17 protein-coding genes are annotated in these 17553 nt (G+C 72.2%); 4 read left to right on the top strand and 13 right to left on the bottom strand.

All coding sequences use genetic code 11. From position 1 onward, the window contains the following. Positions 1–60 precede the first annotated feature (60 nt). Entirely contained in the window at positions 61–1131 is a 1071-nt protein-coding gene (locus ACZ7BZ_RS04475; protein ID WP_470357050.1) for an LUD domain-containing protein, read from the top strand. Between the two features lie 141 nt (positions 1132–1272). On the opposite strand, the gene ACZ7BZ_RS04470 is transcribed toward ACZ7BZ_RS04475, so the two are convergent. The 13 genes from ACZ7BZ_RS04470 to hisC all read right to left on the bottom strand — a co-directional run bounded on the left by ACZ7BZ_RS04470 (position 1273) and on the right by hisC (position 13262). Beyond that, a complete protein-coding gene (locus tag ACZ7BZ_RS04470; RefSeq protein ID WP_470357049.1) occupies positions 1273–2019 on the bottom strand; it encodes a GbsR/MarR family transcriptional regulator in 747 nt (248 codons plus the stop codon). 222 nt (positions 2020–2241) lie between these two features. After that, the gene (locus ACZ7BZ_RS04465; protein WP_470357048.1) at positions 2242–3951 is read right to left on the bottom strand and encodes a proline--tRNA ligase; all 1710 of its coding nucleotides are present in this window, start codon (positions 3949–3951) and stop codon (positions 2242–2244) included. 255 nt (positions 3952–4206) lie between these two features. Further along, positions 4207–5112: a protein-L-isoaspartate O-methyltransferase family protein gene (locus ACZ7BZ_RS04460; protein WP_470357047.1), complete on the bottom strand. Its 906-nt coding sequence runs from the start codon at positions 5110–5112 to the stop codon at positions 4207–4209. After that, positions 5109–5480, bottom strand: a complete 372-nt coding sequence (locus ACZ7BZ_RS04455; RefSeq protein ID WP_470357046.1) for a helix-turn-helix domain-containing protein — start codon at positions 5478–5480, stop codon at positions 5109–5111. Before ACZ7BZ_RS04455 ends, ACZ7BZ_RS04460 begins: the two co-directional genes overlap by 4 nt. Continuing rightward, entirely contained in the window at positions 5477–5989 is a 513-nt protein-coding gene (locus ACZ7BZ_RS04450) for a DUF6879 family protein (RefSeq protein ID WP_470357045.1), read from the bottom strand. The genes ACZ7BZ_RS04455 and ACZ7BZ_RS04450 overlap by 4 nt, the downstream gene beginning before the upstream one ends. A 414-nt stretch (positions 5990–6403) precedes the next feature. Then, on the bottom strand, positions 6404–6913 hold the full coding sequence (locus tag ACZ7BZ_RS04445; protein ID WP_470357044.1) for a GNAT family N-acetyltransferase: 510 nt from the start codon (positions 6911–6913) through the stop codon (positions 6404–6406). A 41-nt stretch (positions 6914–6954) separates the two neighbouring features. Continuing rightward, on the bottom strand, positions 6955–7377 hold the full coding sequence (locus tag ACZ7BZ_RS04440; RefSeq protein WP_470357043.1) for a hypothetical protein: 423 nt from the start codon (positions 7375–7377) through the stop codon (positions 6955–6957). 209 nt (positions 7378–7586) lie between these two features. After that, positions 7587–7742 (bottom strand): hypothetical protein, encoded by a 156-nt coding sequence (locus ACZ7BZ_RS04435; protein WP_470357042.1) that lies wholly within the window; start codon positions 7740–7742, stop codon positions 7587–7589. An 82-nt stretch (positions 7743–7824) separates the two neighbouring features. Then, positions 7825–8445 carry a hypothetical protein gene (locus ACZ7BZ_RS04430; RefSeq protein ID WP_470357041.1) on the bottom strand — a complete coding sequence of 207 codons (621 nt, stop codon included), beginning with the start codon at positions 8443–8445 and terminating at the stop codon, positions 7825–7827. Positions 8446–8459: 14 nt separating this feature from the next. Further along, on the bottom strand, positions 8460–9671 hold the full coding sequence (locus ACZ7BZ_RS04425) for an ABC transporter permease (protein WP_470357040.1): 1212 nt from the start codon (positions 9669–9671) through the stop codon (positions 8460–8462). Continuing rightward, entirely contained in the window at positions 9668–10471 is an 804-nt protein-coding gene (locus ACZ7BZ_RS04420) for an ABC transporter ATP-binding protein (protein WP_380452508.1), read from the bottom strand. Before ACZ7BZ_RS04420 ends, ACZ7BZ_RS04425 begins: the two co-directional genes overlap by 4 nt. Before the next feature lie 2 nt (positions 10472–10473). After that, positions 10474–11853, bottom strand: a complete 1380-nt coding sequence (locus ACZ7BZ_RS04415; protein ID WP_470357039.1) for an efflux RND transporter periplasmic adaptor subunit — start codon at positions 11851–11853, stop codon at positions 10474–10476. 323 nt (positions 11854–12176) lie between these two features. Then, entirely contained in the window at positions 12177–13262 is a 1086-nt protein-coding gene (hisC, locus tag ACZ7BZ_RS04410) for a histidinol-phosphate transaminase (protein WP_470357038.1), read from the bottom strand. A gap of 355 nt (positions 13263–13617) precedes the next feature. Between hisC and ACZ7BZ_RS04405 the strand changes: the two genes are divergently transcribed. From ACZ7BZ_RS04405 to ACZ7BZ_RS04395, 3 genes are all read left to right on the top strand, one after another. Beyond that, positions 13618–14775, top strand: coding sequence for a LacI family DNA-binding transcriptional regulator (locus ACZ7BZ_RS04405; protein WP_380452502.1), 1158 nt, complete (start codon positions 13618–13620; stop codon positions 14773–14775). 171 nt (positions 14776–14946) lie between these two features. Then, positions 14947–16347, top strand: coding sequence for a metallophosphoesterase (locus ACZ7BZ_RS04400; RefSeq protein WP_470357037.1), 1401 nt, complete (start codon positions 14947–14949; stop codon positions 16345–16347). 344 nt (positions 16348–16691) lie between these two features. Continuing rightward, entirely contained in the window at positions 16692–17534 is an 843-nt protein-coding gene (locus ACZ7BZ_RS04395; RefSeq protein ID WP_470357036.1) for a hypothetical protein, read from the top strand. The last annotated feature ends 19 nt before the right edge of the window (positions 17535–17553 follow it).

Raw genomic sequence — 17553 nt, 5'->3', positions numbered from 1 at the left:
TCCGGCGGGCCGCGCTGTCGTACCCGGCAGACGGCACCGAACGGTACGGAGGACCCACCCGTGAACGACTTCCAGACCACCGCCGACCTGGTCGGGATCCAGGCCCTGCAGAGCGAGTTCACCGACGCGGTGATGATGCGCGACGGCGCCCGCCTCGCCGAACTGTTCACCCCGGACGGCGTGCTGCGGATGCCCGACGTCCCGATCGAACTGGTCGGCCCGGAGCAGATCCGCACCGGGCTCCAGGCGCTCCAGGACCGCTGGGACTTCTTCGTGCAGAACACCCACCCCGGCTCGATCCGGATCAACGGCGACACCGCGACCGGACGCGCCCACATGCACGAGCTGGTCCGGCTCCTGGACGGCCGCGAGGGCCTCAACTACGCCATCTACCATGACCGTTACCAGCGCACGACGGACGGCTGGCGGTTCGCCGAGCGGGTCTACGAGGTGCGGTACCTCGACACCAGCCCGCTGGGCGGCTCGGCCCCGCGCAGCGCCGGGAGCGCGGCCCCGGCCGACGCCGGGTTCGGCGCCCCGGCGGACGCGGAGCGCCTGGAACGGGCGGTCGCCGCGCTGGCGGCGCGCGGCTTCACCGTCGAACTCCTCGACACCGCCGCCGACGCGCGGGCCCGGGTCCGGGAGCTCGTCCCGGCCGGCGCCACGGTGTTCACCGCGGCCAGCGAGACCCTCCGGCTGTCCGGCATCGACGAGGACCTCAACGACGACGCCGACCACCGCTCCGTCAAGTCCCGGGTGATGGCGATGGACCGGACCACCGAGGCCGACGGCATCCGGCGCCTGCTCGCCGCCCCCGACGTGGCCGTGGGCAGCGTCGCCGCCGTCACCGAGACCGGCTCCCTGGTGATCGCCTCGGCCAGCGGCAGCCAGCTGCCGGGCAGCGCCGGCGGCGCCGGTACGGCGATCTGGGTCGTCGGCGCCCAGAAGGTGGTCCCCGACCTGCCCACCGCGCTGCGTCGGCTGGAGGAGTACGTGCTCCCGCTGGAGGACACCCGCTCCCGGGCCGCCTACGGCCAGCCCAGCGCCGTCAACCAGCTGCTGGTGCTCAACGCGCCGACCCGCTTCTCCCGGGGCGTCGTGCTGCTGCTGCGGGAGGCCGTCGGGTACTGAACGTCGTCCCCTGAGCGCCTGGTACTGAGCGACGGGCACTGACCGTCGGGTACTGAGCGACGGATCACCGAGCGACGGATCACCGAGCGACAGGTGCACGGGACGTCGGACCGGCCGACTTTCCGTGCACCGCGTCGCGCGTCAGTCGGTGCCCTCGGCCTCTTCCGCTTCCGGCTCCTCCGGCCTGGCGTGGAGCACCTCGCGGCCCTGTTCGGCGGCGCGGGCGATCGACTCGGAGACGAAGTCCAGGAAGCGGGCGATGTTCTCCAGCCGGTTGCCCGCCGGGGTGCCCGCGCCGAGGACGCCGACGCCCTGGCGGGTGGTGTCGACGAGCTGGGCGGTGACCTGGGCGCTGACCATCATCGACCGGTACCAGATGTCGTCGTCCACGAAGTAGCGCTCGCGGCGCCGTTCGTCGCGCTCCCGGGTCACCATGCCCTGGCTCTCCAGGAAGGCGATCGCCTTGGAGATGGTCGCCGGGCTGACCTGGAGGCGCTCGACGAGTTCGGCGGCGGTGAGGCTGCCCGCGTCGGTGAGGTAGAGGCAGGCCAGCACCCGGGACGCCATCCGGCCCATGCCGGACTGCATCAGGACGGTGGTGAACACCTCCTCGTACGCGCGCACCGCCTCGACGTCGCGGCCGTGCGGCAGCGGGGTGGGGCCCGACCCCGGCGGAACGGGCTGCCGGCGTCGCTGGGCGCGGTGTCCGGTGGCCCGGTGGGCGAGGTCGGCGCGGTAGGTGGCGGGGCCGCCGTTGCGCATCACCTCGCGGGTGACGGTCGAGGTCGGCCGGTCGAGCCGCCGGGCGATCTCGGCGTAGGCGAGGTCCTCGGCCAGCCCCAGCGCGATCTGCTGGCGTTCCTGCTGGGTGAGTCGTCCGCCCGGCATCGCGGCCTCCTTCGGGGTCCGTGGTCTGTGCGCCCACGATAGCGGCCACCTTCAGGCCATTGCAACGATCGGTCGTTCGGACCACTGCACTCCCGGCCAACTCGTTGCAATGGTTCACCACCACCCAACCGGCGATATGCGCTTATTACACGACCAAGCCACTGCCTAAACAGTGAACGCAACGTAGCTTTTCCTCCGTCAGAAACCAGAGAGGCGTGCTCGCTATGCGCCCGCCGTGACCAGCTTGCGGACCTCCCCGACCGCCTCCGCCAGCGGGACGGACCGGGTCTCGCCGGTGGCCCGGGTGGTGAGCTCCACCAGTCCGTCGGCCAGCCCGCGGGCGCCGACCGTCACCCGGTACGGGATGCCGATCAGCTCGACGTCGCGGAACTTCACACCGGGCCGTTCGTCCCGGTCGTCCAGCAGCACGTCGAGGCGCTCGGCCCGCAGCTGCCGGTAGAGCGTCTCGGCGGCCCCGGCCACGCGCTCGTCCTTCGTCCCGAGGACGACCACCGCCACCTCGAAGGGGGCCACCGCGACGGGCCAGACGATGCCCTTGTCGTCGTGGTGGGTCTCCACGACGGCGGCCAACGCCCGCTCCACGCCGATCCCGTAGCTGCCCATGACCGGGACGACCCGCTCGCCGTCCTGTCCGGACACGGCGACGCCGAGGGTCTCGGTGTACTTGCGGCCCAGCTTGAAGATGTGGCCCACCTCGATGGTGACCGCCACGTCCAGCGGCGCCCCGCAGCGCGGGCAGGGCTCCCCCGCGGCGACCTCCCGCAGGTCGGCCCAGCGCCGCACGGCGACGTCCCGTTCGACGGACACCCCGCGCAGGTGCACCCCGTCCGTGTTGGCGCCGGTGGTCAGGTCGGTGCGGCCGCGCAGTGCCTCGTCGGCGAGCACCGGCAGGTCGGCGGGGACACCGACCGCGCCCAGGCTGCCGGGGGAGGCCCCGAGCGCCGCCCGGATCTCGTCGGTGGTGGCCGGGCGGACGGCGGTCGCGGCGAGGGTGTCGATCAACTTCTGCTCGACCAGACTGTGGTCACCGCGGACCAGGACCAGGGTCAGCTGCCCGTCCACCACGTACACCAGCGTCTTGACCTGCCGCTCGGCCGGCACCCCGTGCAGCCGCGCCAACTCCTCGATGGTGCGCGCCTCCGGGGTGTCGAACCGCTCGGGGGCCGCCGGGCCCGGGCCGTCCGCCACGGCGGGCAGCGCGGACGTCGCCTTCTCACTGTTCGCCGCGTAGTCGCAGCCGGGGCAGCGGACCACCAGGTCCTCGCCGGCCGCCGAGGCGGCCATGAACTCCACCGACTCGCTGCCGCCCATCGTCCCGCTGGAGGCCTGGACGGCGATGGCGGGCAGTCCCAGCCGGGCGAAGATCCGCTCGTACGCGGCCCGGTGCAGCCGGAAGGAACGGTCCAGGCCGGCCTCGTCCACGTCGAAGCTGTACGAGTCCTTCATGGTGAACTCGCGCACCCGCAGCAGCCCGCTCTTGGGGCGGGCCTCGTCCCGGAACTTGGTCTGGAACTGGTACCACATCTGCGGCAGGTCCCGGTACGAGCGCAGCTCCTGCGACAGCACGGTGAAGACCTCCTCGTGCGTCACCCCGAGCGCCAGGTCCGCGCCCTTGCGGTCCTTGAGCCGGAACATCTCCTCGCCGATGGACTCCCAGCGGCCGCTGCGCTGCCAGATCTCCGCCGGGTGCATGGCGGGCAGCAGGAACTCCTGGGAGCCGATCGCGGCCATCTCCTCGCGGATGATGGCCATGATCCTTGCGCGCACCCGCACCGCCAACGGCAGCAACGAGTAGTGCCCGGCCATCAGTTGCCGGATGAACCCCCCGCGCACCAGCAGCCGGTGGCTCACGGCCTCCGCGTCGGCCGGGTCCTCCCGAAGGGTGGGTACGTACAGCTGGGACCAACGCATGGGCCGGGCACCGTCCTCTCGGCGAAGCTGCGGAGCGTCGCGCGGGCCGGTCTCGCGACGGCCCTCGCGACGGGGGACCGCAGTTTAGCGGCGGGGCCGGCGCCGGATCGCCCCATTTTACCCCTGGCCGGGCCCGGCCAGGGAGACCGGGGAGACCGGGGCAGGATGGGCCGATGAGCCGGTAGTCGCCGTGCCCCGGGTGGTTGCGGAGCGGGAAGTCGGCCGGGCCGACTTCCCGCGCAGGGCCGGGCCGGGTCAGGGCAGGAGGTTGGCGGGGTCGTCCAACCACGGACGGTGTTCGCCGGACGCGGTCACGGTCATGCCGAGCCGGGTGAGTTCGGGCTTGCCGCTGCGGACCCACCAGTGGTGCGCCGCCGTCACCTCGTCCCACAGGTTGCGCGGGCCCGACTGCGACACGGCGTGCCGGCCGTCCCGGTCGGCGAAGCGGCAGTGGGCGTACGACTCCCCGTCCCAGATCTCGGCCCGGCCGGTGCCGAGCCGGTCGTAGGCGGCCCACACGCTCCGTCGGAACAGGTTCGGGATCCGCAGGCCGATGGCGAAGGCGGCGTGGGACTGCTCGGCCACATCGGCCGGGTCGATGCCCGAGGACCCGTACCGGACGTCCTCGATCCCGAACTCTCCGCTGTCGGGGCGCTGGTCGCGCACCCACATGAACGACACGTCCTCGACGAACGGGCCGCTCGCCGACTGCCCGTCCTCGGCCACGGTGAGCCGCAGCAACGCGCCGTTGCAGAACGCCGTGCCGTACGGCACCAGGACGATCCCGCCGGGGGCGGTCTGTTCGAGGATCGCCGACGGCAGCCGCTGGACGGCCGCGGTGAAGTGCACCCGGTCGAACGGGGCGCCCTCGGGGTGGCCGAGGGCACCGTCGCCGACCAGGACGGTGGGCCGCAGGCCCGCCGCGTGCAGCCGGTGCCGCGCCCGACTCGCCAGGTCCGGGTCCAGCTCGATGGTGGTCACGTTCTCCGCGCCGAGTCGGCTGGACAGCAACCCCGCCGTCCAGCCGGTGCCGGTGCCGGTGCCGAGTTCCAGGACCCGCATGCCCTCGGCCGCGTCCAGGTGCTGGAGCATCTGCGCGACCACGGTGGGCATGGAGCTGGACGACGACGGGGTGTCGGTCCCCTCGTAGACCTGCGTCACGGCATGGCTGGTAGGAAGTAGCGAATGTGCCCGGCGCTGCGTTCGAGGGTCGCCAATTCGCGTTGCCGAAGGTGAAGTCCACGTCGGACGGAGGCCCGGACATCCTCGTACTCGGCGTTTGCCACACTGGCCAACGCGAGCAGTTCCCCAGCCAGGTCCTCGTCCAAGCCCAGCGCGTTGACGATCTGCTGCACATCGACGACCGTCGGCAGGGCCTTGCCCGTCTCGATCCGAGAGACCTTGCTCTGGCTCATACCGCACCGAACGGCCAGCCGTTCACCGGAAAGACCGGAGGCGCGCCGTAGGTCCTTGAGCGCTGCTGCAAGGTCTCGGCGTTGCTCTCCGGCCCTACCAGGATCGAGGGTCAATCTGCGACGTACTCCGCGAAGGGGACCGAGAGGGACACCGCCAGATCACGCCAGCGCCGGTACTGCCCCAGGTCCGGATCATCCAGGAGTTCCCGCCCGATCTGCGATCCGTCCGGCCGGTATCTCATGTCGACCACCTTGATGTCGTCGAACATCCAGAAGTCCTGGTCCGGGAGACCAGGGTTGTCCCGACCGGTCAGGTCCAGGATCCGAATGTCCTCGCCGGCCTTCACGTTGTAGGCGTAGGCGGCGAACTCGTAGCGCAGGTAGTCGGAGAGCGGTCGGGTCAGGACGTGCACCCGGCCGATCCTTCGGCCGCTCGCACGATAGTTCCGCACGCGAGTGAGCCACGGGTCGTCCTCGGGGATGTGGAGTTCGCCCGTGTCCAGGAACTCCCGGAACTCCTCGTCCTCGCCGGGCATGGCGTAGGAACTCCGCGTCTCCAGGCGGAATGCCTCGTGTTCGAACGAGTTGAAGACGGCGCGCCAGGCGTCACCATCCAAGAGCACGGAAGGCCTCCCTCAACAATTCTTCGGGAATCTCCACCACTGCCTCGCCCGCGGGCGTCTGCCGCTCCACGATGTCACCCTGAACCGCGATCGACCCTCGGTCCGTGGCGTAGACGGTCGGGCAGTCGTCGTTGCGGCAGTCCGGGGAGCCGCCCGCGATCCTCGTAAGCCTCATCGTTTCCCCTCCACGTTTCATTGCGGACTGGTGACTAGGACCCTAGGCAGGCCGCACAAAGCGGCCAAGGATCATTCACGTTCCCGCATGAAGTCGATGCCTTCGGCACCGCATCGTTGACACTCCAGAAGTCGGCCTTTACGCCGGGTTCCGTCACCCGCGCACCCGCGCAGGGCGGCGACGACCGGTAACAGCAACAGTGCGGCGCAGGAAGTCGGCGAGGTCGGCTTCCTGCGCGGTCAGCCGATGGCGCGTTGCATCAGGACGGTGTCGATCCAGCGGCCGTGCTTGTGGCCAACGGCCGTCAGCCGGCCGGCCTCGGTGAAGCCGTAGCGGCGGTGGAGGGTGACCGAGGCGTCGGAGCCGGAGTCGGCGATGACGGCGATCAGTTGGCGAATATGGGTCTTGGTGCAGGCGTCCAGCAGGGCTTCGAGGAGGGCGGTACCGAGGCCTCGGCCGGTGTGGGTGGGGGCGAGGTAGATGGAGTTCTCGGCGGTGTGCCGGTAGGCGGGCTTGGGACGCCAGGGGGCCGCGTACGCGTAGCCGGCGACTTCGCCGTCCACCTCGGCGACCAGGAAGGGCAGGCCCTGGGCGGTGAGGTCGTCCAGCCGCTGTTGCCAGGTGGCCGGGGACGGAGAGGCCTCGTCGAAGGTGACCACGGTGTGACGGACGTAGTGGGTGTAGATCGAGGCGACTGCCCCGAGGTCGGCCGGGGCCGCCGTGCGGATCACTGACTCCATGGCTGTCATGGCGGGGAGTGTAGGCCGGGTTCCCGTACGGGACAGGGGGGTTACGACTTGGGGACGGCGGTGGTGACGGCCTTGGTGCGGGTGAGGATGGCGATGGGGAGGATGGCGAGGGCGGAGAGGCCCTGGAGGACGGCGTACCAGGTAGGGCAGATGCCGGGGATGAGGTCGACGCCGAGGACGGCGATCGGCATCACGGTGGAGAGGGTCCGGATGCGGTCGAGGGCCTTGTAGTCGCCGCCGGCGGCGCGGGCGGTGATGCGGAGGAGCACCGGGGCGAGGGCGGGGAAGAGGATGCCGCGGACCCACATGAACGGGGTGGTCGCGTGCCCGGTGAAGGCCATCACGGCGACGGTCGCGAGGGTGATCACGCCGATCGCGCCGAAGAGCGTGATGCACTTCTTCGCGGCCGAGAACGCCTCGTCGGTACGGGAGTTGCCGAGGTTCGCCGTCTCGGTGATAGCCATTGTTCTGTCCTCCGTGTCGTGGTGAGAACGAATCTACGGAGGCGTCGGGCGGCCCGACACCGGTCTGGCCCCACACCTGGGGTGGGCCCAGACCCACCCCTACCGGCCGTTGCCCGCCCCGTGGCGGGCGTCCAGGCAGCGCGCCCACACGTCGGTGATCAACCAACGGCGGCCTCTTGCGGGGAGCAAGAGGCCGCCGGAACGATTCGCTAGGCGTTGGCGATCAGGTGGTCGAACTCGCCGGACTTCGCGCCCTGGAGGAACGAGGCGAACTCGAGGGGCGTGGTGCGCACGATGACGCCGCCCTCCTCGCCCTCGCCATCACCACCGTCGCCCTCGGCGTCATCGCCACCCTCAAGATGCAACGCCCCGACGACGGTGACTGAACGCGCGAAGGCCCCCGCCCAACCAGGGCGAGGGCCTCGCGGGGTGTCCGACGGTTCCGGGTCAGCCGCCGGACGGCTTTCGGGGCGAACCACCGCCGAAGCCGCCGCCGCCGAAGCCACCAGCACCGGCAGCCCCTTCGACGAGCTGGCTGGCGGCGTACCCGCCGCTGGAATCCGGCGTCCCGACGACGGTCACGCTCTGGCCGGGCTGGAGGTCGGCGACCTTGCCCTCCTTGTTGAGCTGGACCTTGGTCGAATCCCCGGTCGTCACCTTGACCGTGTTGCCGCTGGCGTCGGTCAGGTACACGGTCGTGCCGTCGACGGCCTTGACCGTGCCGCGCGTGAAGCCGCCCTGAGCACCGCCCTGACCCTGACCCTGACCACCTTGCCCCTGGCCACCCTGCCCACCTCGGCGCCCACCGCCGCCCTGCCCGTACCCGCCACCCGCCGCCGGAGCGGCAGCCGAAGCGGGACGGGGAGCGGAGGACTTACCGCCCCCCGTCCCGCCCTGCCCCTGCTGGTACCAGACCCCGCCCGCGAAGGCCCCGGTGGCGATCACCCCGCCAGCGAGGACGAGCGACAGCCAGGGCAGCTTGCGCCGGGGCGGTGCGGCCAGTTCCGCCGAGACATCCCGCGCGTCCGGCGGGGTGGCCAGCAGGGCGACCTGTTCGTCGTGGTCCATCGAAGAAAGTGCTCCTACTCGTGCCGGAGGGCGTCGATCGGCCGCAGTGAGGCGGCCCGGTTGGCGGGGTAGCTGCCGAAGAACAGTCCGATGGCGACGGCGATGCCGAAGGCGCCGAGCACGGACGCCGGGATCACCACCGGTTTGATGCCGACGATGCTGAAGTGCGAGCCGAGGATCCCCGCCGCCACGCCCAACCCCGCGCCGATCACCGACAGCAGCGTCGACTCGGTCAGGAACTGCCCGAGGATGACGGCCCGAGGGGCGCCGAGCGCCTTGCGGATGCCGATCTCCCGGGTCCGCTCCGTCACCGTCACCAGCATGATGTTGGTGATCCCGATCCCGCCGACCAGCAGCGAGATCGCCGCGACCGCGCCCAGCAGCACGGTGAAGGTCTTCGTCGTGCTCTCCCTCGCCGTGAGCAGCGAGGCCTGGTTGGTGATCCGGAAGTCCGCCTTGGTCGGGTCGGCGATCGCGTGCGTCCCGAGCAGCACCCGGGTGATCTCGTTCTGCGCCGCAGTGGTCGTGTCAGCGGACGACGCCTGCACCAGGATCTGGTTGACCGCCCCGAACCCGGTGAACGCGTTCTGCACGGTCGGCAGCGGTGCGATCACCACATCGTCCGGATCGGTGAACCCGCTGCCGCCCTTGGCGGCGAGCACGCCCACCACCGTGAACGGCGTCCCGCCGAGCACGATCTTCTTGCCGACCGGGTCCTCGGTGTCGAACAGCTGCTTGGCCGTCGTGGCGCCGAGCACCGCGACCTTGCGCGAGCCGAGCACGTCGTCGTCGGTGAAGTAGTCGCCGTGCGCGACCTTCTGGTTGGAGGTCTCGAAGTACGCGGGGTACGTACCCACCACCGACCCCGGGCTGTACGAGACGTTCCCGTACAGCGCCGTCGCGCTCGTCGTCACCACCGGTGCGACCGACTTGACCGCGGACGGGTCCGCGTCGCTCGCCAGCGCCTTGGCGTCGGCGACCGTCAGCTTCTTCACCGAGGAGGTGGCCCGCGCGCCGCCGGCCGCCGAACCGGAGCTGACCGTCAGCGAGTTGGTGCCCAGCGAGGTGATCGAGTCCTTGACCGCCCGGGAGGAGCCGTTGCCGACCGCCAGCAGCAGGATCACCGAGGCCACGCCGATCAGCACCCCCAGCATGGTGAGCGCCGAGCGCACCTTGTTGGCGGCCAGGCCGCCGACCGCGAAGCGGATCGTCTGCCAGAGGATCACGCGGGCACCCCCTGCCGGGCCAGGACGGGCGGGGGTCCGTCCACCGGCGCCTGCCGGACGTCGCTGACGATCTGCCCGTCGACCAGCCGCAGCACCCGCTTGGCGTGCAGGGCGACTTCGTCCTCGTGGGTGATCAGCACGACCGTGCGGCCGGTGGCGTTGAGCCCGTCGATCAGGCCCAGCACTTCCTCCGTGGAACGGCTGTCCAGGTTGCCGGTCGGCTCGTCGGCGAGCAGCATGGCGGGCGCCGTGACCAGCGCCCGCGCCACCGCGACGCGCTGCTGCTGGCCGCCGGAGAGCTGGTTGGGCTTGTGCCCGGCCCGCTCGCCCAGCCCCACCAGGGAGAGCGCGGCCATCGCCCGCCGCCGGCGCTCGGCGGCCCGGACACCCGCGTAGGCGAGCGGCAGCTCGACCTGGGCGAGGGCGGTGGTGCGCGGCACCAGGTTGAAGGACTGGAAGACGAAGCCGATCTTGCGGTTGCGGACCAGGGCCAGCTGCTGCTCGTCCAGGTGGCCGACGTCGGTGCCGTCCAGCAGGTATCGGCCGGAGGTGGGGACGTCGAGGCAGCCGAGGATGTTCATCAGGGTGGACTTGCCGGAGCCCGAACTGCCCATCACCGCGACGAAGTCGCCCTGCTCGATGTCCAGGTCGACGCCGGCCGGCTCCCCCGTCCCGGGCAGCGAGGGGCCGCGCAGGGCGTGCACGGTGGCGTCGCCGTGCCCGTACGACTTGGTGAGCCGACTGATCCGGATCACCGGCACGGGGTGCGCGGGGACGCGCTTGTCGATGACGTGCTGCATGCTCAGCCCTTACCGCCCCGGCCGCCGCCACCGCCGCCACCGGCCCCGCCCGGGACGCCGAAGCCGCCGCTGCCGCCCCGGCCGGCGCCACCGCCCAGACCGGGGAAGGAGCCGCTGGGGAAGCCGTTGTTGCCGCTGGTGGTTGGGAGTTCGACCTTGTCGCCCTCGTTGAGCCCGGAGACCACCTGCACCGTGCTGTCGCCCTCGACGCCCACGCCGACGTCGACCCGCTCGGTGGCGCCGCCCTCGTGCACCACCGTGGCGGTCCGCGAGGCGCCGGTGCCGGACAGCGCCGAGGTCGGCAGCGAGAGCGCGTTGTCCGCCTCGCCGGTGATCACCTGGACGGTCGCGCTGAGGCCGGTGCGCAGGGTGCTGGTGTCCCCGTTGAGCTGGAGGGTGGCCGCGTACTGGACGGCGGAGGAGCCGGCCGCGCCGCTGCCGCTGCTCGACGGCAGCGAACTGACCGACAGCACGGTCGCGTTGAGCTTGGTGTCGGACTGGGCGTTCAGCGTGACGGTGGCCGCCTCGCCCTTCTTCAGCTTGAGCGAGTCCAGCTCGGAGAAGTTGGCGGTGACCTGCATCCCGGTCGGGTTGGTGAGCACGATGAAGCCGCTGGGGGAGCCCGAACTCGCGCTCGCACCAGTGGACTTCGAAGACGTGGCGGAGCCGGTGGCGGTGGCGCCCACGGTGTCCCCGACCTTCGCCGAGACCGAGGCGACCGTGCCGTCCACCGAGGCGGTGAGCGTCGTCCCGGCCAGCGCCGCCTGGGCGTTGGTGAGGTTGGTCTGCGCGGTCGCGACCTGCTGCTGGGCCTGTGCCACCGCTGCGTCGTCGACCTTGGTGGTGGTGATGGTGGTGGTCTGCGGGGCGGGCGTACTGCTCCCGCCCGCCCCGCGACCTCCACCGCCCCCGCCGCCGCTGCCGCTGCCGCTGCCACTGTTCGACGGAGGGGTGGTGGCGCCGGGCAGGGGTTCGGTGGTCGTCGTGGTGACCCCGGCCTGCGCCTTGGTGAGGTTGGCATTCGCCGTGATGAGCGCCGACTGGGCGGCGTCCACCTGCTGCTGGGCCGCCGTGGTGTCGACCGTCGCCAGCACCTGGCCCTTCTTGACGGCGTCCCCCACCGCGACCTTGACCGCGGTGAGCCGCCCTCCGGTGGCGAAGTCCTGGGCCGCGTCGGTCGGGGAGGCCAGCGTGCCGGTTCCGGACACGGTGGCCAGGACCGTCCCCTTGGTGACGGTCGCGGTACGGGCGGCCGGCTTGGCCGCGGCCGTGCCGCCGCTGCCGTCGACCGTGGCGTACACCAGGGCCGCACCGCCCAGCAGGGCCACGCCGAGCGCGGAATTGACGAGGACGGCGCCTCGCCGCCGTGGGAGCACCTTCATGGCGGACAGCTTCGCGGGGCGCTCTTGCGCTGCCCTGGGCACCGGCTGGGAGAAGACTGATCGACCGGATCCGGGCATTCCGCCCGAACCTCCCGCCCCGCGCGGGCGGCTTGGTCGGGGCGTGGCCGATCGTTGGCCGAACTCCCAGCAGCCTCCCAGCGATCCCCAGCCATCCGGCAGCGCATCCTCAGACAGCCCTCAGCCGGCCTTCGACCCGCAGCCGCAGACGCAGCCCCCGCCACGGACGACCCCGCTGGGCCCCCGGACAACGCCGCAGGGGCGCGCCCCCGACGGAGCGCGCCCCTGCCGAACAGGAGGAGGGATCAGCCCTCGATCTCCTTGCGGAAGGCCTCCGCCACCGACAGGAAGATCGTGTTGCCCTCGGCCTCGCCGATCGAGACCCGCACGCCCTCCGGGAACGGCCGGACGATCACCCCGGCCGCGGCGCAGGCCGCGGCGAAGTCCGCCGAGCGCTCGCCGAGCCCGAGCCAGACGAAGTTGGCCTGCGAGTCCGGGACGTCCCAGCCCTGGGCGCGCAGCCCGGCGATGACCCGGTCCCGCTCACCGACCAGCGCCTCCACCCGCACCAGCAGCGCCTCCTCGGCGCGCAGCGAGGCGACGGCGGCGTTCTGGGCGAGCTGGCTGACGCCGAACGGGACGGCGGTCTTGCGCAGGGCGGCCGCCACCGGCTCGTGGGCGATCGCGAAGCCGACCCGCAGGCCGGCCAGGCCGTACGCCTTGGAGAAGGTGCGCAGCACGCAGACGTTGGGGCGGTCCCGGTAGAGGTCGATGCCGTCGGGCACCTCGGGGTCGCGGATGAACTCGATGTACGCCTCGTCGACGACGACCAGGACGTCCCCGGGGACGGCGTCCAGGAAGCGCTCCAGCTCGGCGCGGTGGACCACGTTGCCGGTGGGGTTGTTGGGGTTGCAGACGAAGATCAGCCGGGTGGCCGGGGTGACGGCGGCGAGCATCGCGTCCAGGTCGTGGTCGCCGTTGTCCTTGAGCGGGACCGGGACGGGCGTGGCCCCGGCGATCTGGGTGATGATCGGGTAGGCCTCGAAGGAGCGCCAGGCGAAGATCACCTCTTCGCCCGGGCCCGCAGTGGCGAGCACCAGCGACTGGGCGACGCCGACCGAGCCGGTGCCGAGTGCGATGTGCTCGGCGGGCACGCCGAAGCGCTCGGCGAGGACGGCGGTCAGCTCGCTGACGCCCATGTCCGGGTAGCGGTTGAACGAGCCGGCCGCCGCGACCGCCGCCTCCAGGACGCCGGGCAGCGGGTCGTTCGGGTTCTCGTTCGAGGACAGCTTGTAGGCGTCGGCGCCGGCCGGCTTGCCGGGCTTGTAGGTGGGGATGCCGTCCAGACTCGGGCGCAGGCGCGGGCCCTGCGCTGAGGTACCACTGCTCACGGTCGTACTCCTTCGTGTCTCTGCCGGTCGGCCCGCCGTCGCACGGTCGGGATCGCCGCCGTACCCCGGGACCCGGCTCCGCTCCCGGGATCTCGGGGCGGGCCCGGACCACCCCGGTCGGGTGCCTTGCACGATACCGACCGCCCTCACCCGTAGGAGTGAGATGCCCGGACGGGTTACAGGCGCAGATCAGCCATTCTGCCCGGTTCCTTTGGCACATGTCAGAGGTAAGTCGGCTGGTTTCAGGAGGGTATCGAAGGAGCGCACCCCGGCTCACTCTTGGAGAAACGTATCTCCGAAGGCTTCCGATGCGCCGGTCACAGACCCTTGTCAGGAGCCATACGATCGGTCCGCCATGACAGCAGCAGCCAACCAGAGCGGTCGGCGTCCCACCACCTCAAGGCGTCTGGAGCGGGCCGGCATCCGGGATGTGGCAGCAGCCGCCGGAGTGTCGATCACCACCGTCTCCGATGCGCTGAACGGAAAGGGCCGCCTGCCCGACGAGACCCGCAGCCGGGTGCGCGAGGTCGCCGAGCGCCTCGGCTACCGCCCCTCGGCGGCAGCCCGCACCCTGCGCACCGGACGATCCGGCCTGATCGGGCTGACGGTCACGACCTACGGCGAAGAGCCCTTCACCTTCACCGAGTTCGCGTACTTCGCCGAGATGGCCCGAGCCGCCACCAGCGCCGCCCTCGGCCGCGGCTACGCGCTGGTGGTGCTGCCCGCCTCCTCCCGCCACGACGTCTGGGGCAACATCGCCCTGGACGGCACCGTGGTGATCGACCCGCCCGACCAGGACCCCCTGGTCAGCGAGCTGTACCGGTCCGGCGTGCCGGTGGTCAGCGACGGCAAGCCCGGCAACTGCCCGGTCACCGCCTGGGTCGACAACGACCACGAGGCCGCCGTGCTCGGCATCCTCGACCACCTATCCGAGGCCGGCGCCCGCCGGATCGGCCTGCTCACCGGCACCAGCACCGACACCTACACCCGGCTCTCCACCGAGGCCTACCTCGGCTGGTGCGCCAAGGTCGGCCAGGAGCCGGTGTACGAGGCCTACCCGGCCCACGACCCGGCCGCCGGGGCCGTCGCCGCCGACCGGCTGCTCGCCCGCCCGGACCGCCCGGACGCCGTGTACGGGCTGTTCGACCCCAACGGCACCGACCTGCTCGCCGCCGCCCGCCGCTACGGCCTGCGGGTGCCGGACGACCTGCTGCTGGTCTGCTGCAGCGAGAGCGACGTCTACGCGGCCACCGAGCCGCCGATCACCACCCTCTCGTTGAAGCCGCGCAAGATCGGCACCACCGTCGTCAACCTGCTCATCGACGCCATCGAGGGAGTCGACTCCGGGACGGGCGTGGACATCGCCCGGCTCTTCCCGCCGCGCTTCCGCACCGCCGGCACCGGCCCGCCGCCCGGCACCCTGATGCCGACCGAGCTGATCGTCCGGGCCTCCTCCCAGCGACGGAGCCCGCGCACCACCGTCAGCCCGCCCCGGACGCCGGGCGAGGTCTAGCGCAGGGGGCGGGACGGCGGCGAAAGGCCGACGGAACGCCCACGAAAAGCCCACGAAACACCACCGATCCGGGACAAAACGGACCGTGCGCGAGCGCCCGGCTGACGCTCCGGAGGATTGGATACCCACCAGGTGACGACGGCGGGAGAGTGGTCTTCCTATGATGGGCGAATGACACCCGAGGACCGCTTCCCCGGACCTGAGCACCCCCACTCAGGCCCCCGCCACCAGCCGGACCTCGACGTGCTGCCGTACGGCACCTACTACGAACCCGAGCCCACCCCGGGCTACCAGAACGCCCCGTACGAAGCGGAGACCTACAGCGGCTACGGCGGCGCCCGCTACCTGGAGCAGCACTGGCCCGTCGACGGCCAGGAACACGGACACACCGTGCACGCCCAGGCGCCCGGCACCGACCACGGCGCGGTCGACCAGCAGCCGGCGTTCCCGCACCGGAACCAGGGCGGTTACGAGGGCGGCTACGAAGCCCAGGACCGCTCCGGCTACGAACCCCAGGACCACCCCGGCTACGAAGCCCAGGACCGCTCCGGCTACGAAGCCCAGGACCGCTCCGGCTACGAGCCCCAGGACCACCCCGGCTACGAGCCCACCCTGCCCGACCAGCCCTCCCCGGCCCTCCAGCTCGGCGAGCAGCACCCCGGCCGGCCCACCGACCGCGACGACCCGCCGACCATCGAGCTCGGCCCGCCGCTGCCCGACCCCGCCGCGCCGACCTACCCGTACCCGGCCCCCGGCCCCGGCGAGCCGCCCGGCCCGGTCTACGTCGTCGGCGACGTGCACGGCTACCTGGAGGAGCTGCGCACCGAACTGCACCACCAGGGCCTGATCGACGCCGACGGCCACTGGTCGGCCGGCCGGGCCCGGATCTGGTTCCTCGGCGACTTCACCGACCGCGGCCCGGACGGCATCGGCGTCATCGACCTGGTCATGCAGCTCGCCGCCGAGGCCGCCGCGGCCGGCGGCTACTGCCGCGCCCTGATGGGCAATCACGAGCTGCTCTTCCTCGGCGCCGCCAAGTTCGCCGACGAGCCCGTCCAGTCCACCGCCGGCACCGCCTCCTTCCTCGCCGCCTGGCGGCTCAACGGCGGCCAGCAGAACGACCTGGACCGGCTGGAGGCCCACCACATCAGCTGGCTCTCCCGGCTGCCCGCGATGGGCCTGGAGGACGGGCACCTGCTGCTGCACTCCGACACCACCGCGTACCTGGAGTACGGCGAGTCCATCCCCGACGTCAACGACGCGGTGCACAGCCTGCTCGCCGACGGCAGCGTGGACGAGTGGTGGGACTGCTTCCGCCGCTTCACCAAGCGCTTCGCCTTCCGCGGCGACGCCGGGCCGACGGCCGTCCACGAGCTGCTGGACACCTTCGGCGGCTCCCGGATCGTGCACGGGCACAGCCCGATCCCGTACCTCACCGGCGCGGTGCACGCGGACGACGGGCAGCCACCGCACATCCCGGGGCCGTACGTGTACGCGGACGACCTGGCGGTGGCGATGGACGGCGGGGTCACCATGGAGGGCCGGCTGCTGGTCGCCCGGCTGCCGATCTGACCGTTCGACGAGTCCGACCGTTCGACGACCTGATCCGCCGATCCGACTCATCCTCCGATCGTCCGACGATCCGACCCTTCATCTGATTCGACGTCAGTCAATGGCATCACCAGAACAGTTGTTCCCAGCGTGCACGCCCCTGCACGCGCGCGGTCCGGGGCGCGAAATTCCGGAAACCGACTGTCAGCCCGGCCGCCCCCGCCCCTACCATGAGGCACACCACACCCGGCCGCCCGTCCGGCGGCCCGCCTCCGCGCCCGCCCCGGCGCCCTGAGGGTGTCCCGCGTCCCCGATGCGGTCCCGCGTCCTCGCTGTCGGCCGGGGTCCGCATGAACGGGGTCCCCATGTCCAACCCCCCGGCGCTGCTCGCCGAGGACCGCCCGGAGTACGAGCGCCTCCTCGGCGAAGCCCTGCGCGACCGCACCGTCCTCACCGCCCTGCGCACCCCCGGCGCGCTCACCGCCGACCAGCTCCGCGTCCTCGGCCTGCGCGACGCCGACCGCATCAACACCGCGGCCGCCACCGAGTACGCCCACTACACCGCGCTGCGCGAAACCCTGCGCGCCACACCCCCGCCACCGACCGACGTCGAACCGTACGCCCCCGGGCTGCTCAGCCAGCTGCGCTCCGCCAACGGCGGCGCCGGGCTCTTCCCCGTCCTGACCGTGCTCACCCCGATCCTCGCCTGGGCCGCCGCACTCGTCCTGCTGCTGGTCGGCTACCTGCTGCGCGCCACCGACTCCGGGCTCGCCCTCGGCCGCTCGATGGTCACCGCCGGCTGGGTCGCGCTCGCCGCCGGCGCCGCCGCCATGGCCGTCGGCGTCATCGGCCTGCTGCTCACCGCCATACGCGACGGCGCCGCAGCCGTCCCGGCCGGCACCGACCCGGAGCTCGCCGCCGAACTCGCCGCTGCCCGGGGCGAATGGCGCGCCGCCCTGCGCGACCGCGGCCTGCTGCCGTACCTCCACACCCAGCTGCCGGCCGTCCCCGGCCGCCCGGCCCCCGGCTTCACCAGCCCGGACTTCACCGGCCCCGGCTACAGCCCGCCGGCCTTCACCAGCCCCGGGTCCGACAACATCACCGACCCGGAGGGCCGCACCGCCCGCCCCGCCGCCTTCACCCCGCCCGACTTCACCGGGCCCGGCTACACCCCGCCGGACTTCACCGGCCCGGACGACGTCGGCTGAGCCGCACCGGGGCCGCCAC

The sequence above is a fragment of the Kitasatospora sp. NPDC036934 genome, from assembly GCF_055608425.1.
The sequence above is the reverse complement of the archived record's forward strand: the minus strand, read 5'-3'. Positions and strand labels throughout refer to the sequence as shown.